Source organism: Mariniflexile litorale, from assembly GCF_031128465.2.
GTDB classification, from domain to species: domain Bacteria; phylum Bacteroidota; class Bacteroidia; order Flavobacteriales; family Flavobacteriaceae; genus Mariniflexile; species Mariniflexile litorale.
The window spans coordinates 2042970-2058493 of the sequence record NZ_CP155618.1 but is presented as its reverse complement, the minus strand read 5'-3'; the positions used below and the strand labels follow the sequence as shown (position 1 = coordinate 2058493).

Here is a 15524-nt window from a genome sequence, read left to right as displayed (position 1 = left end):
CCATATCAATTTGTAATAGAAAAACCATGTTTGAAAAACTAGTAGCGATTGAGCCCTTGAATTTAATTCCTTCTGCCGAAAAAGAATTGGAATCGTTTGCTAAAAACTTAACAATGCATAACGACAGGCCTTCTAGTGTTGATGAAATTGTAAAACGTATTGGCAATGCTGATGCCGTATTGTTAAGCTACACAACCACTTTGGGTCGTGAAGCTATGGAACAATGTCCAAACATAAAATATATTGGTATGTGCTGTTCACTATACACGCCAGAAAGCGCTAATGTAGATATTCATTACGCAAATTCACGTGGTATTATAGTAACGGGAGTCCGTGACTATGGTGACGAGGGTGTTGTAGAATACGTTATTAGCGAATTAGTGAGTTGTTTACATGGTTTTGGAAACAATCCAGATGGCACTCCAAGAGAGCCATGGAGCCACATACCACGTGAAATTACAGGTATTAAAGCAGGTATTGTAGGTTTAGGCAAATCGGGCGGTATGATTGCTGATGCACTTCACTTTTTTGGTGCTGAAATATCTTATTTCTCTAGGAGCATAAAACCTGAAGCCGAAGAAAAGGGCTATCGTTTTTTACCTTTAAAAGAATTACTTTCAGAAAATGAAGTAATTATAACATGTTTAAACAAAAATACGGTTTTAATACACGACACTGAATTTGAACATTTGGGTAATCGCAAAATATTATTTAATACTGGATTATCTCCTGCTTGGGATACCAAGCCTTTTATAAAATGGTTAGCAGGTGATAATCGTGTGTATTGTGATACTGCAATTGCTTTAGGTGGCGAAGAGTTTTTAGCCTATCCTAATGTTGTTTGTATGAACACATCTACAGGTAGAACAAGTCAAGCGTTTGTGCGCTTAAGCGAAAAAGTTTTAGCGAATATTACAAATTATTTTAAAAAGCAATAGGAGATGTAATATTCCGTAAGGTATTAACCACACTCCAACCAGCAATTTGTGCTGTTTTGCTATATACATCAATAATAGCATGAACTTGCTCGCTTTTTATTTCAATACGATGATCATCACCAACATAACCTGCAATTGAGTCTATAGACACTTTCATGTTTTTAGGACCTGTTGAAGCTAAAGAGGCCGCTACAGCAACATTTACCTGTGTTGGAAAAAGTGTGATAGCCTCAATGGCATCACCTTCAAAAACCCTGCGTTCTTCAGTTTGTAATGTTTCATTATAAACATTTGTGTTTCTTAAGGAATTTGGCCCTTTTTTAGTTTCAAAAGTCACAAGACATGCTTCCATTAAAGAGACCGTTCTCAAAACATCAAAACCACCAATGGCTCCTGATGCAAGATGTACACGCGTACCATATTTCAAAGCTGTTTTTTTAACATTTTCATAAAAATCGACATCAGCAAATGCTCCCATAGACAGTGTTATTATGGAAGATCCGTTTATTAATGCAGGCAATGCTAGTTCTCTTAAAGCTGTTGGCGATGCTGTTTCAACGATATAGTCAGGTTTAAGATCAAGCAATTCTTCAATAGAATGACATAGTATACACTTATAACTTGTTTCTAAATCTTGAATATGCTTTGCAATGCCTTCTGCCTTACTAAACGTCCTTGAAAAAGTTCCTATAAGTTTGTAATCGGGCAACAACCCTTTAATGAATGCTTCTACAACAATGTTTGCGAGTTTTCCGCAGCCTACAATAGCTAATCTTTTTGTTCTCATACCAACAAACATATAGCTTTTTTTAATTTTAAAATTTGATTATCCTTAAAATATCATAAATCCATAAATAGTTGTTCTATGGTGACTTTTTTATGCTGTCAAGAAAAAACAAACATTTGTTTTTATTCTGCATAAATCTGTGAAATCAGTGGGATAATTTCACAATTCACTATCTTTAATTATCCCACTGATTTCGCAGATTATAAAAAGCAGATTGGATTTTATGCCACACCTACTTGGCCATGGAGTTTGTGCTAAAAAATTAAGTGTTTTTAAACAAGAGAAAGGCTCTGTGCTGTTCCCATTAAATAATACTCTTACAACCGACTTAATTACTCGTATAATAAAGTTTTAGATTACGGAAAATCAAGCCTCTTATAATTGAATTTATAACTTCTTTTTAATGTTTAACCAGAAATATTGAGAACTCTAATTTTCAATACAATACTTCATAAATAAAATTTCCTGTTTACTATTTGGTAATCAAACAGATTATCGTACATTTGCAAACTCTTTTTGAGAGAGGAATGTTTAATAAAAAATAATTAATAACGTGGACACATTAAGCTACAAAACCATTTCAGCGAACAAAGCTACTGCGGATAAGCAGTGGGTTTTAGTTGACGCTGAAGGTCAATCTTTGGGTCGTTTAGCTTCAAAAGTTGCAAAACTTTTAAGAGGCAAACATAAACCTAGCTTCACACCACACGTTGATTGTGGTGATAACGTAATTGTTATCAACTCTGAAAAAATCAACTTAACTGGAAACAAATGGAACGATAAAACGTACATTCGTCACACAGGTTATCCAGGTGGTCAAAGAAGTTTAACTGCTACAGAATTGTTTGGAAAAGATCCTGCAAGAGTAGTAGAAAAATCAGTAAAAGGAATGTTACCTAAAAACAAATTAGGTGCAGATTTATTCCGTAATTTAAATGTTGTTGTTGGTACAGCGCATACACATGCTGCACAAAAACCAAAAACAATTAACTTAACCGAATTCAAGTAATGGAAGTAATTCACAAAATTGGTCGTAGAAAAACGGCAGTTGCTCGTGTATATGTTTCTCCAGGAAAAGGAAACATCACAGTAAACAAAAAAGAATTAAACGCTTACTTTACTACAACTACTTTACAATACAAAGTAAACCAACCATTAGCTTTGACTAATAACGAAGGTAACTTTGATATTAAAGTAAGTGTATTAGGTGGCGGTATTACTGGTCAAGCAGAAGCTGTTCGTTTAGCTATCTCTCGTGCTATGTGCGAATTAGATGCAGAAAACAGATTAACCCTTAAACCAGAAGGCTTATTAACAAGAGATCCAAGAATGGTGGAGCGTAAAAAATTCGGTCAGAAAAAAGCGCGTAAGAAATTCCAATTCTCTAAACGTTAATACCCAATTTCGAAATATTTATTGGATTGTTATGCTAAGCTTGGTCGAGGCTACTTTCAATATAAATTTCAAATTAAAAAAAATTTAACCAGTTATTGTTGTCCATGACCCAAAAGGTCAGGATTTAGTTAAGCATCTAAATGAAGCCTAAAGCCAATAGCCTAAAGCATACAGCTTAAAGCCTAAAGCCCAAAAGGAACATTGCTAATCAACAGAACGTAAACTATCACAAAATGGCAGTAGAAGTAAAAGAATTACTTGAAGCAGGTGTACACTTCGGTCACCTTACACGTAAGTGGGATCCAAACATGGCTCCTTACGTATACATGGAGCGTAACGGCATCCATATTATAAACCTTTATAAAACAGCGGCAAAAATTGACGAAGCTGGAGAAGCATTAGCTAAAATCGCAACTTCTGGTCGTAAAATTTTATTCGTTGCAACAAAAAAACAAGCAAAAGATATCGTAGCTGAAAAAGCAGGTTCTATTAACATGCCTTTCATCACAGAAAGATGGCCAGGTGGTATGTTAACCAACTTCGTAACTATTAGAAAAGCTGTTAAAAAAATGGCAATGATTGATAGAATGAAGAAAGACGGAACATTCTTAACGCTTTCTAAAAAAGAACGTTTACAAGTAGATCGTTTAAGAGCTAAGTTAGAGAAAAACTTAGGTTCTATTGTAGACATGACACGTTTACCAGGTGCATTATTTGTAGTTGATATTAAACGTGAACACATCGCTATTAAAGAAGCTCAAAAATTAAACATTCCAATTTTTGCAATGGTTGATACCAACTCTGATCCACGTCAAGTTGATTATGTAATACCTGCAAATGATGATGCTTCTAAATCTATCGACAAAGTGTTATCTTATGTAACAGCATCTATCGCTGCTGGTTTAGCCGATAGAAAATCTGATAAAGACCAAGATGATGACAATGAAACAGTTGCACCAACTAAAAAGCGTGCTTCTAAAGCTGTTGTTGCCGACGAGGAAGAATAATTAACAATTTCACAATACAAATAAGTCGTTTAATTATTTTCTTTACAGGAATATTTGAACGACTTTTTTAAATTTAAAATACATATGGAATCTACAGTAAAAATTACAGCAGCTGAGGTTAACAAATTAAGACAAGCTACGGGTGCAGGAATGATGGATTGTAAAAAAGCTTTAGTTGAAGCTGAAGGCAATTTTGATAAAGCAATTGAAGTTTTACGTAAAAAAGGGCAAAAAGTTGCTGCAAACAGAGCAGATCGTGAATCTTCTGAGGGTGCTGCAATAGCAAAAGTAAATGCTGACAATACCGTAGGTGTTGCTATCGTGTTAGGTTGCGAAACTGACTTTGTTGGTAAAAACGAAAACTTTATTGCATTAGCAGACCAATTGGCTGATTTAGCATTTACAGTAAACACTAAAGAAGAGCTTTTAGCTGCTAATTTTGGTGGAATGACTGTTGCAGATAAATTAATTGAGCAAACAGGAGTTATTGGAGAAAAATTAGATATCAATGCTTTTGAAAAATTAGAAGCTCCTTATGTTGGTTCTTACGTTCACATTAACAAAATTGCTGCTTTAGTAGGTTTAACTGCTAATGTAAAAAATGCTGAAACATTATCTAAAGATGTTGCTATGCAAATAGCTTCAATGGGAGCAACTACATTATCTTACAAAGATTTTGATCCTGCTTTTATCACTTCAGAATTAGAGGCAAGAATTGCAGTTATTGAAAAAGACAATGAAGAATTTGCACGTTTAGGTAAAACACTTAAAAATGTACCTCAATACATTTCTATGGCACAATTAACACCAGAAGTGTTAGCACAAGCTGAAGAAGATGCTAAAGCTGAATTAAAAGCTGAAGGGAAACCAGAACAAATTTGGGATAGAATTTTACCAGGTAAAATAGAACGTTTCATTTCAGATAACACAACTTTAGATCAAGAACAATGTTTATTAGATCAAAACTTTATTAAAGATGATAAAATAAATGTTGCCAAATATGTAGCATCTTATGGAGATGTTGCTATTTCAGGATTTAAACGTGTGGCTTTAGGGTAGTATATTCCTACCAGAACATATATCTTATTAAAAAGACCGCTATACCTAGAAGTATAGCGGTCTTTTTTTATAAAAAATCCTTTATAGTGATGTAAAATATTGCTAATATTTTACCTAATTATCATATTTTTGATAAATAGGTTTTCGATAAACAGCAAAAAATTATGTAGTTTTGCTCAACTTTCAAAAACTAAGGTAAAACATCAATGACTAAATTTTTCTTAAACAGAAGAATGATTATTTAGATATAACATCTAACCTTTTGAAACAATAGAAAAAAACAGATGAAATATAAAAGAATTCTTTTAAAACTATCTGGTGAAGCCCTTATGGGAGATCGCCAATATGGTATCGATCCTGAACGATTATCCGAATATGCACAAGATATTAAAACCATTACTGAAAAAGGCGTTGAAGTTGCCATCGTGATTGGCGGAGGCAATATTTTTAGAGGTGTAGCTGGTGCAAGCAACGGTATGGATCGTGTGCAAGGAGACCATATGGGCATGCTAGCAACCGTTATAAACGGTTTAGCCTTACAAAGTGCCTTAGAAGATGCTGGTTTACCCACACGTTTACAAAGTGCCGTACATATTAACCAAGTTGCCGAACCTTTTATAAGACGTAAAGCCATGCGTCACTTAGAAAAAGGACGTGTTGTTATTTTTGGTGGCGGTACAGGGAATCCTTATTTCACAACAGATTCTGCGGCCGTTTTACGTGCAATTGAAATAGAAGCCGATGTTATTTTAAAAGGAACTCGAGTTGATGGCATTTATAATGCGGATCCTGAAAAAGATGATAAAGCTATTAAATTCAATTTTATCACATTTGATGATGTGTTAAAAAAAGGTTTAAAAGTTATGGATACTACCGCATTTACGCTTAGTCAAGAAAACGAACTACCTATAATTGTATTCGACATGAATAAAAAAGGCAATTTACTTAAAGTGGTTGCTGGTGAAAAAGTAGGAACCGAAGTAAATCTTTAAATTTGGCGTAATTTTTGAGTAATTGATTAAAAAGTTGATATTATGAATGAAGATATACAATTTATATTAGACTCCACAAATGAAGCAATGCATAATGCTATCAAGCATTTAGAAAAGCAATTTGTTAATATTAGAGCGGGAAAAGCAAGTCCTGCCATGCTAGGAAGTGTTATGGTTAATTATTATGGTGCTCAAACACCTTTATCACAGGTTGCCAATGTAAACACTCCAGATGGTAGAACCATCACCGTACAACCTTGGGAAAAAAAGATGCTTCAAGAAATTGAAAAAGGGATTCAAATTGCAAATCTAGGTTTTAACCCCATGAACAATGGCGACATCATTATTATTAACGTACCACCTCTAACAGAAGAACGTCGCCGCGATTTAGCAAAACAAGCTAAAGCCGAAGCCGAAGACGCTAAAATAGGTGTTCGCTCTGCCAGGAAAGAGGCCAATAACGATATTAAAAAATTAGATGACGTATCTGAGGATTTAAAAAAGAACGCTGAAGTTGATGTGCAACATTTAACCGATAAATACGTTAAAAAGATTGATGACCTTTTTGAAGCAAAAGACAGGGAAATCATGACTGTATAATTTTAAAGCGACTATCAAGTCGCTTTTTTTACAAACTTTAGCCTATGTATAATACTTATGTTTAAATATTGTATTCTTCTATTTTATGTTATGTATACTACAGTATATCAAGCACAAAACCCTCATGAAGACCAATTAGAAACAGCTCAAGATTCTGTTAAAAAAAATGCCTTTGTAAAAGGGCTTGGAAATGGGTACATTCCAACAAAATATTTCAATTTTGATCTAAGGTACCTAATAAAATACAACCAATATGAAGGTGTACGAACGGGAATAGGAGGTGTTACAAACGATGCATTTTCAAAAAAAATAAAAATAAGCGGCTACACTGTTTATGGGTTTAGAGACGACCGTTTTAAATACAGTGTAAGTACTAGTTTTCGATTAGATGAAAAAACGAACACATGGATGACGTTTTCTTATACCGACGATTTGCAAGAAACTGGAAGCACCAAATTTTTAACAGACAAACGCTTCTTTCAATTTTTCGAACCCCGTTTACTTAATATCGATTTATTTCACAAACACATTACAAAAGCTGTGGCTTTCGAACAGCAAATATTAAATAACTTAAATGCTGAAACAGAATTTTCAATAAGTAGCATTGATCCTACTTATAATTACGGATATATCACTAACAAGGGCATTCTAAATACTTTTGACTTAAGTCTGGCCAAATTTGCATTTCAATGGAGCCCATTTAAAAGTTTAAAAGCATCCGAAACAGAGTTAAAGGATACTAAAAATGAATTTCCCATATTTACTTTACAATACACGAAAAGTTTTAACGATATTTTAAAAAGTGATTTAGGTTTTTCGAAGTTAGATTTTAGAGCCATTCATCAAATTGGTAAAAAAGAAGGTAATCTTTCTGAGCTTACTTTAGTTGCAGGTATGGCAAATGGAGATATTCCATTAACACATTTATACCACGCCTACCCTAACAACATTAATAAAGAAACGATTATGCAACGCTTTTCAGTTGCGGGTACTAATAGTTTTGAAACCATGTTTTTTAACGAATTTTTTTCTGATAAGTTTGCTACGCTTCAACTTAAACATTTTTTGAAACCATTTTATATTACAGAACATTACAAACCTCAAATGGTTTTAATTACCCGTTACGCCATAGGAGATGTAAAACAGCCAGAAAAACACCAAAATGTGACTTTTGGTTCACTTAAAAAAGGCTATACCGAATCGGGTTTTGAAATTAACAAATTACTTTTCGGATTTGGATTGAGTTTTTCTTACCGTTATGGTGCATACCACCTGCCAGAAATTGGTGATAATATTGCTTTTAAATTTACATTTAACCTGACTTTATGAGGTATTAACCTCATTTTTTCTACCTTTGCGCAACTTTTATTTAAGGCATGTTAAAACTTTTTACCAAAGATTTTTGGGACGTTATCGCAAGATTAATTTTACGTAATAAAATAAGTATTCTTGTTAGTATAGTTATTATTACAATTTTGTTTAGTACACAATGGAAAAATATGCGTTTTTCCAATACCGGAGCAAACCTTTTACCAGACGACCACGAAGTAAATATAACCTACCAAAACTTTTTAAAAACCTTTGGCGAAGAAGGAAATCTAGTTATTATAGGTGTAAAAGACAGCACCTTATTATCTGTCGAAAAACTAAATGCATGGAATAAATTAGCCCATAGTTTTAAAAAATACGATGAAGTAGAAACTGTTATTTCTGTTAAAGATCTTCAGAAACTTGTAAAAGACACTCTTCATCAAAAATTTAGTTTAGAGCCTTTTATTAAAGATTCCATTACTTCTTTATCTCAAATAAATACACTTGAGGATGAGCTTTTTAACCAATATCCATTTTATGATAATTTCTTATTTAATAAGAAAACAAAAACCATAAGAACCGTTATTTATCTTGATAAAGCTATTGTTAATACATCGGCTAGAAAAGATTTTATAATTAATGAATTAGAACCTAAGGTTAAGGCTTTTGAAGCAGAGACTAATTTAGATGTTCGCATTTCGGGAATGCCTTATGTTAGAACACTTAACTCTCAATTAATAGTTGATGAAATTGTTTGGTTTGTTCTGGCAGCGTTATTGGTAACCTCTCTCATTTTCTTTTTATTTTTTAGATCATTTAGAGCCACTTTCATTTCACTTGTAGTAGTTTGTATTGGAGTCATGTGGACCTTAGGGATTATTGGTGCATTAAACTACGAAATAACGGCTTTAACGGCACTTATTCCTCCTTTAATTATTGTAATTGGTATACCAAACTGCATCTTTTTAATTAATAAATATCAGCATGAAGTAAAATTACATGGTAACAAAGTAAAATCATTACAGCGTGTTATTACAAAAATTGGTAATGCTACTTTAATGACCAATGTTACCACAGCTTCTGGATTTGCGACATTTATACTTACGGAAAGTACCCTTTTAAAAGAATTTGGTATTGTGGCATCTTTAAGCATTTTAGCAATTTTTATTTTATGCTTGCTTATTATTCCTATTATTTATACGTTTTTACCTTATCCTAAAGACAGACATTTAGAACACTTAAATAAACGTTGGATTGGTGGTTTTGTAAACTGGATGGAGCGCATGGTTAAACACGAGCGCATCGCCATTTACTCGGTAGCGTTGGTGCTCTTAATAGTAAGCATTATTGGGATCTATAAAATAAAAATTTCGGGCAGTATCATTGAAGACATGCCCCAAGATTCAGAATTTGTTAATGATATTCGGTTTTTTGAAGAAGAATTTAATGGCATTTTGCCTTTAGAGTTTATGATAGACACCAAACGCAAACAAGGGGTTATGAAACTTTCTACTTTAAGACGTATGGACGAATTGCAGGAATTAATTGCAGAAACACCTGAGTTATCCAAACCTATCTCGGTAGTTGATTTAGTGAAATATTCCAAGCAAGCCTATTATAACGGAAATCCCAAATTTTACCAGCTCCCTACATCACAGGAAAATAGTTTTATTTTATCGTATGCAAAAAACTCTACATCAGAGGTTGATTTACTTAAAAATTTTGTAGACAGTACAGGTCAATATGCCCGTATCACAACCTTTATGAAAGATATTGGAACTGATAAAATAAAACGTATAGAAGAAAATATTCAAACTAAAATAGATAAACTTTTCCCGAAAGAACAATACAATGTTACTATGACTGGTAAAGCTTTAGTGTTCCAAAAAGGAACCACTTATTTGGTTAAAAATTTAGCCATTTCTTTATCGCTTGCAATATTTCTAATTGCCCTTTTTATGGCGTACATGTTCAGATCGGCACGTATGATTATCATTTCATTAATACCAAATCTTATTCCTCTATTAGTAACTGCAGGACTCATGGGCTATTTGGGCGTACCTATAAAACCTTCAACCATTTTGGTGTTTAGTATCGCTTTTGGTATTTCGGTAGATGATACCATTCACTTTTTAGCAAAATACAGGCAAGAACTGCAAGCCAACAATTGGAAAATTAAAATTTCGGTTTATGGTGCTTTACGTGAAACGGGTGTAAGCATGTTTTACACATCTATTGTGCTCTTTTTTGGATTTTCAGTATTCACCATTTCTAGTTTTGGTGGCACTGTCGCTTTAGGTGCTTTAGTATCCGCCACATTACTTTTCGCCATGTTATCTAACTTGCTATTACTTCCTTCCTTATTATTGTCGTTAGAACGTAGTATTGCTAATAAAGAAGTGTTACGAGAACCTGCCATTAATATTATTCCTGAGGAAGACGAAAGGGAAGATTTAAATTCCAACACTTAAAAAATAAATCTCCATTTCAGATTGCTGAATTTGGTTTTTAGAATTTGATTTTTCATCTTCTAAACCTTTATCTTTACATTATTAAATTTTAATGCTTATGAAATCACGTACCATTTCAGAATTACTATCACAAGATTTTGTTAGTTCTGAAGTTGACATAAAAGGATGGGTTAGAACCTTTAGAGCGAATCGATTCATTGCTTTAAACGATGGTTCTACAATTAATAATATACAATGTGTTGTTGATTTTGAAACCTTAGATGAAGCTCTATTAAAACGTATTACAACGGGAGCAGCTGTACACATTAAAGGTGACCTAGTTGAAAGTCAAGGCAAGGGTCAAAATGTCGAAATTCAAGTAACCAGTATCCATATTTTGGGAGATTCAGATCCTGAAACTTACCCCATTCAACCTAAAAAACATTCTTTTGAATTTTTAAGAGAAAATGCCCATTTACGAACTAGAACAAATACCTTTAGTGCGGTAATGCGTTTGCGTTCTTCGTTATCTTTCGCCATTCATAAATACTTTAATGAAAACGGTTTTTATTACGTACATACACCAATTATTACTGGAAGTGACGCCGAAGGTGCTGGCGAAATGTTTAGAGTTACCAATCTAGATGCAAAAAAACTGCCCTTAAATAAGGAAGGCAACGTAGATTATTCGGAAGATTTCTTCGGGAAAGAAACTAATTTAACCGTTTCTGGACAGTTAGAAGCTGAAACTTACGCTATGTCGCTAGGAAAAGTGTATACATTTGGTCCTACGTTTAGAGCTGAAAACTCAAACACGTCGCGTCATTTAGCCGAATTCTGGATGATAGAACCCGAAGTTGCTTTTATGAATTTAGCTGGTAATATGGATCTAGCTGAAGACTTCATGAAGTATGTACTAAAATACATTTTGAAGAACAATCATGAAGATTTGGAATTTTTAGATAAGCGCTTACAAGACGAAGACAAAACAAAACCTCAAAACGAACGCAACGAGATGAGTTTAATTGAAAAATTAAACTTTGTAACCGATAATAATTTCAAACGTGTAAGCTATACCGAAGCCATTGATATTCTTCGCGACAGTACACCTAATAAGAAAAAGAAATTCAAATACATTATAAAAGATTGGGGTACCGATTTGCAAAGTGAACATGAACGTTTTCTTGTTGAAAAACACTTTAAATGTCCTGTTATTTTGTTCGATTATCCCGCAGACATCAAAGCATTTTACATGCGTTTAAATGATGATGGTAAAACCGTTCGTGCTATGGATATTCTATTCCCTGGTATTGGAGAAATTATTGGCGGTGCACAACGAGAAGAACGTTTGGATGTCCTAAAACAAAGAATGGCAGCTACTAATATTCCTGAAGAAGACCTTTGGTGGTATTTAGATTTACGTAAATTTGGAACCGCCGTACATGCCGGTTTTGGTTTGGGATTTGAGCGTTTAGTTATGTTTGCAACTGGCATGAGCAATATTAGAGATGTTATTCCGTTTCCAAGAACACCTCAGAATGCTGAATTTTAAAAAACATTAGTATCTTGGTAACAAATTAGTAAAAACATATTTTACTATTATTTTAAACCAAATCAAAATATGCTCAAACAACATTTACAATTCAAATTATCGCAAAAACTGTCGCCGCAACAAATTCAATTAATGAAATTGATACAGTTGCCTACACAGGCATTTGAGCAACGTTTAAAACAAGAACTTGAAGAAAACCCAGCTCTTGAGGGTGGTACTGAAGAAATTGAAAGTGATTTTGATTCAGATTTTGACAATACCAATGATGATTTTGACGATAGTGAAACTATAGGGAATGACGATATAAATGTTGACGAATATTTAAGTGATGACGAAATTCCAGATTACCGTACCCAAGCTAATAATTATAGCAGTGATGATGAAGAAAAAACGATGCCTTATGCTGCAGGAACCTCGTTTACACAGCATTTAATCACTCAGCTAAATACATATCGATTAGATGAGGAAGAATATGAAATTGCAGAATTCTTAGTTGGCAGCGTTGATGAAAGTGGTTATATAAGGCGTTCTTTACCAGATATTATGGATGATTTGGCTTTTACACAAAGCGTCTATACTACCGAAGAAAAAATTGGTAAAATTCTTAGAATTGTGCATCAATTAGATCCTGCTGGTGTTGGTGCTAGAAATTTACAAGAATGCTTAAGCATTCAATTGCACAGAAAAGAAAAAACACCCGATACGGAACTAGCTATTCAAATTATTGACACCGCTTTCGAACAATTTACCAAAAAACATTACGATAAGTTACTTCAAAAATTTGACATTTCAGAAATTCAATTAAAAGATGCTATTCATGAAATTGAACACCTAAACCCAAAACCTGGTGGTTCTTATGCAGGCAATAATCGAATTGTAGAACATGTGGTTCCCGATTTTGCCATTAAGATCGTTGATGGTGAATTGGAGTTAACACTTAATGGACGTAATGCTCCAGAACTTCATGTCTCTAGAGAATATAACAATATGCTTTCAGGATATAAAGAGTCGAAAGACAAATCGAAGTCTCAAAAAGATGCTGTTATTTTTATCAAACAAAAACTAGATGCCGCGAAATGGTTTATTGAAGCTATTAAACAGCGTCAGCAAACTTTATTTGTTACTATGAGTGCCATTATGCATTATCAAGAAGAATATTTTCTTACCGGTGATGAACGCAATTTAAAACCCATGATTCTAAAAGATATAGCCGATGAAATATCTATGGATGTTTCAACAGTATCTCGAGTTGCAAATAGTAAATATGTAGACACCCCTTACGGAACCAAATTGATTAAAGAATTCTTTTCAGAATCGATGAAAAACGACCAAGGAGAAGATGTTTCAACAAGAGAAATAAAGAAAATTTTAGAAACTGTTATTGAAGAAGAAGACAAAAGAAAGCCTTTAACCGATGAAACTTTAGCTTCGATTCTAAAAGAAAAAGGTTATCCAATAGCACGACGTACTGTTGCTAAATATAGAGAACAACTAGATATTTCGGTAGCTCGTTTACGAAAAAAAATATAATGAATCGTATTTTAAAAAGTATCTCGTTTATTTTTCACCCATTATTGATGCCTCTATCTGGGGTTGTTTTTTATTTTTTAGTATCTCCTCGCTTTACCCCTAATGAAATAATATATGCTAAACTTGTATCTTTATCGATACTAACTATTATACTACCTATTTTAATATACTTTTTATTAAAAACCTTAGGTAAAATACAATCTATCTATTTAAGGACAACCAAAGAGCGTATTTTGCCTCTTGCTCTAAATTGTGTGATTATTCTAATTGTTTTACAGCGTATTCTAACTCAAACGCTATTTATAGAACTTTACTTCTTTTTTGTAGGTATATTAATTTCCACAATGGCCTGCATGATATTAGCCTTTTTTAAATTTAAAGCCAGTATTCACATGATTGCTTTATCGGGTCTTTTTATGTTTTTTATTGTTTTAAGCATTCATTTTAGTATTAACATAAATGAAATATTAGCCTTAATGAGCATCATAACAGGTGCCGTAGCCACTTCTAGGTTACATTTAAAAGCACATGATTATAAAGAATTAATTATGGGCTTTTTTATTGGTGTGATGCCTCAGTTAATCTTAGTGAATTATTGGTTGAATTAATTTATCTCTTTAAAAACTACAAAACATAAAACATCAATCCTACTTTTAAAGTATTTGTTTTTATATCATTACCATTCAATATTGCTTTATCAGAAAAAATAGGATTCAACCCATAATACATATAAAAATTCCAAGTATTATAGCCCGCACATAGTGTTAAGCCGTATTGAAGCTTATTAAAATCGCTAATATTACGGTGTTTAAAGGCCTCAGAGTCTCCTTTAAACTTTATGGTACTAGTAACCAAGTAACCAAACTTAAAACCTGCGTAAATACGCCAAAACTTATATTCGGTTGGAGTGGATGTACGCCATCTAAACTCTATAGGAAGTTCTATTAATTGATTTGTATATTTATTCTTTGAATAAGTAGAACCATCTTCTAAAATTGCATAGGTTATATTCCCATTACTATCTTTATCTATAAATAAATTTTGAATGAATGAATTTAATGAATATCCTAATCCAATACCAACAGCCACATTTCTGGCATCATTCAAAGGCATGTCTTTTATAATACCAAAATGAATACCGCTAGAAAACCCACTTTGAGATAAATCTTTTGGTTTTTTACCTAATAAGTTATAGGTTGCACCTATGTAAAATTGATCCTCTTTGTAAAAGTTATCAACGCTAGTAATACTATCTTCTTGTGAATAACACAAATGAACACTAAGTAAAATAAGTATGATTCTATATGGAGATTTCATTCTTAGCAGTTATAATTAGTTATACAAACATAGGATATTTATTAAAAATAAAAAGGTGTTTTGAAATTTCAAAACACCTTTTATATAAAATTAAGAATATAGATATTAGTTGTTGCTAGACACAGCACCTTTTTTAGTGGTGTAATTTATTTTAAGCGCATTTACTTTACGCAATTCTTGCTTAATATCACCAATTAATCCCATATTAGCATCTTTATCTACTTTTAAAGCTGTAGTTAAAAACGGAATTAATTCTTCTCTTTTTTTAGCGCGTTCAGCAGCAATAAAAGCAGCAATGTCTTTTACATCAGCAAAATCATCATTAAGTTGAATTCTGGTTTCCGTACCATAATTTCTATAATTAGCACTTGGTTTACCTGCATATATATACATAACCAAATCTTTCTTATCTAACTTTTCTACCTGATCTGCAAATGGTAAATTATTCTCTATTTTTAAAGTGTTCTGTCTCATAACAGTTGCCACCATAAAAAAGAATAATAACATAAATACAATATCTGGTAATGATGCCGTTGATATTGCTGGCATTTCTCCGCCTTGTTTCTTTTTAAATTTAGCCATAATA

Annotated in this window: 15 protein-coding genes; 12 read left to right on the top strand and 3 right to left on the bottom strand. The window is 33.0% G+C overall.

Annotation, left to right across the window (positions count from 1 at the left end; genetic code table 11):
* The first annotated feature begins 26 nt into the window (after positions 1–26).
* On the top strand, positions 27–938 hold the full coding sequence (locus tag QLS71_RS08700; RefSeq protein WP_308993115.1) for an NAD(P)-dependent oxidoreductase: 912 nt from the start codon (positions 27–29) through the stop codon (positions 936–938).
* Here the strand turns inward: QLS71_RS08700 and QLS71_RS08695 are convergent.
* Complete coding sequence (locus QLS71_RS08695; protein WP_308993116.1) at positions 925–1725, bottom strand: aspartate dehydrogenase domain-containing protein; 801 nt, start codon at positions 1723–1725, stop codon at positions 925–927. The genes QLS71_RS08700 and QLS71_RS08695 overlap by 14 nt on opposite strands.
* 553 nt (positions 1726–2278) lie before the next feature.
* On the opposite strand from QLS71_RS08695, the gene rplM reads away from it, so the two are divergent.
* The 11 genes from rplM to QLS71_RS08640 all read left to right on the top strand — a co-directional run bounded on the left by rplM (position 2279) and on the right by QLS71_RS08640 (position 14229).
* Positions 2279–2734, top strand: coding sequence for a 50S ribosomal protein L13 (gene rplM, locus QLS71_RS08690; RefSeq protein ID WP_308993117.1), 456 nt, complete (start codon positions 2279–2281; stop codon positions 2732–2734).
* Positions 2734–3120, top strand: a complete 387-nt coding sequence (rpsI, locus tag QLS71_RS08685) for a 30S ribosomal protein S9 (RefSeq protein WP_308993118.1) — start codon at positions 2734–2736, stop codon at positions 3118–3120. Before rplM ends, rpsI begins: the two co-directional genes overlap by 1 nt.
* Before the next feature lie 233 nt (positions 3121–3353).
* Positions 3354–4127: a 30S ribosomal protein S2 gene (gene rpsB, locus QLS71_RS08680; protein WP_308993119.1), complete on the top strand. Its 774-nt coding sequence runs from the start codon at positions 3354–3356 to the stop codon at positions 4125–4127.
* Positions 4128–4211: 84 nt separating this feature from the next.
* The gene (gene tsf, locus QLS71_RS08675; protein ID WP_308993120.1) at positions 4212–5186 is read left to right on the top strand and encodes a translation elongation factor Ts; all 975 of its coding nucleotides are present in this window, start codon (positions 4212–4214) and stop codon (positions 5184–5186) included.
* A 284-nt stretch (positions 5187–5470) separates the two neighbouring features.
* Positions 5471–6178 (top strand): UMP kinase, encoded by a 708-nt coding sequence (gene pyrH, locus QLS71_RS08670; RefSeq protein ID WP_308993121.1) that lies wholly within the window; start codon positions 5471–5473, stop codon positions 6176–6178.
* Between the two features lie 42 nt (positions 6179–6220).
* Entirely contained in the window at positions 6221–6778 is a 558-nt protein-coding gene (frr, locus tag QLS71_RS08665; RefSeq protein WP_308993122.1) for a ribosome recycling factor, read from the top strand.
* A gap of 90 nt (positions 6779–6868) precedes the next feature.
* On the top strand, positions 6869–8107 hold the full coding sequence (locus QLS71_RS08660; RefSeq protein WP_308993123.1) for a hypothetical protein: 1239 nt from the start codon (positions 6869–6871) through the stop codon (positions 8105–8107).
* Between the two features lie 47 nt (positions 8108–8154).
* A complete protein-coding gene (locus QLS71_RS08655) occupies positions 8155–10560 on the top strand; it encodes an efflux RND transporter permease subunit (RefSeq protein WP_308993124.1) in 2406 nt (801 codons plus the stop codon).
* Between the two features lie 97 nt (positions 10561–10657).
* Complete coding sequence (asnS, locus tag QLS71_RS08650; RefSeq protein WP_308993125.1) at positions 10658–12091, top strand: asparagine--tRNA ligase; 1434 nt, start codon at positions 10658–10660, stop codon at positions 12089–12091.
* Positions 12092–12160: 69 nt separating this feature from the next.
* Complete coding sequence (gene rpoN, locus QLS71_RS08645; RefSeq protein WP_308993126.1) at positions 12161–13621, top strand: RNA polymerase factor sigma-54; 1461 nt, start codon at positions 12161–12163, stop codon at positions 13619–13621.
* Positions 13621–14229, top strand: a complete 609-nt coding sequence (locus QLS71_RS08640; protein ID WP_308993127.1) for a hypothetical protein — start codon at positions 13621–13623, stop codon at positions 14227–14229. Before rpoN ends, QLS71_RS08640 begins: the two co-directional genes overlap by 1 nt.
* 16 nt (positions 14230–14245) lie before the next feature.
* Here QLS71_RS08640 and QLS71_RS08635 read toward each other — a convergent pair whose 3' ends face one another.
* Together QLS71_RS08635 and QLS71_RS08630 are read right to left on the bottom strand one after the other, a co-directional pair.
* Positions 14246–14938: a porin family protein gene (locus QLS71_RS08635; protein ID WP_308993128.1), complete on the bottom strand. Its 693-nt coding sequence runs from the start codon at positions 14936–14938 to the stop codon at positions 14246–14248.
* Between the two features lie 105 nt (positions 14939–15043).
* Complete coding sequence (locus tag QLS71_RS08630) at positions 15044–15520, bottom strand: biopolymer transporter ExbD (RefSeq protein ID WP_308993129.1); 477 nt, start codon at positions 15518–15520, stop codon at positions 15044–15046.
* Positions 15521–15524 lie beyond the last annotated feature (4 nt).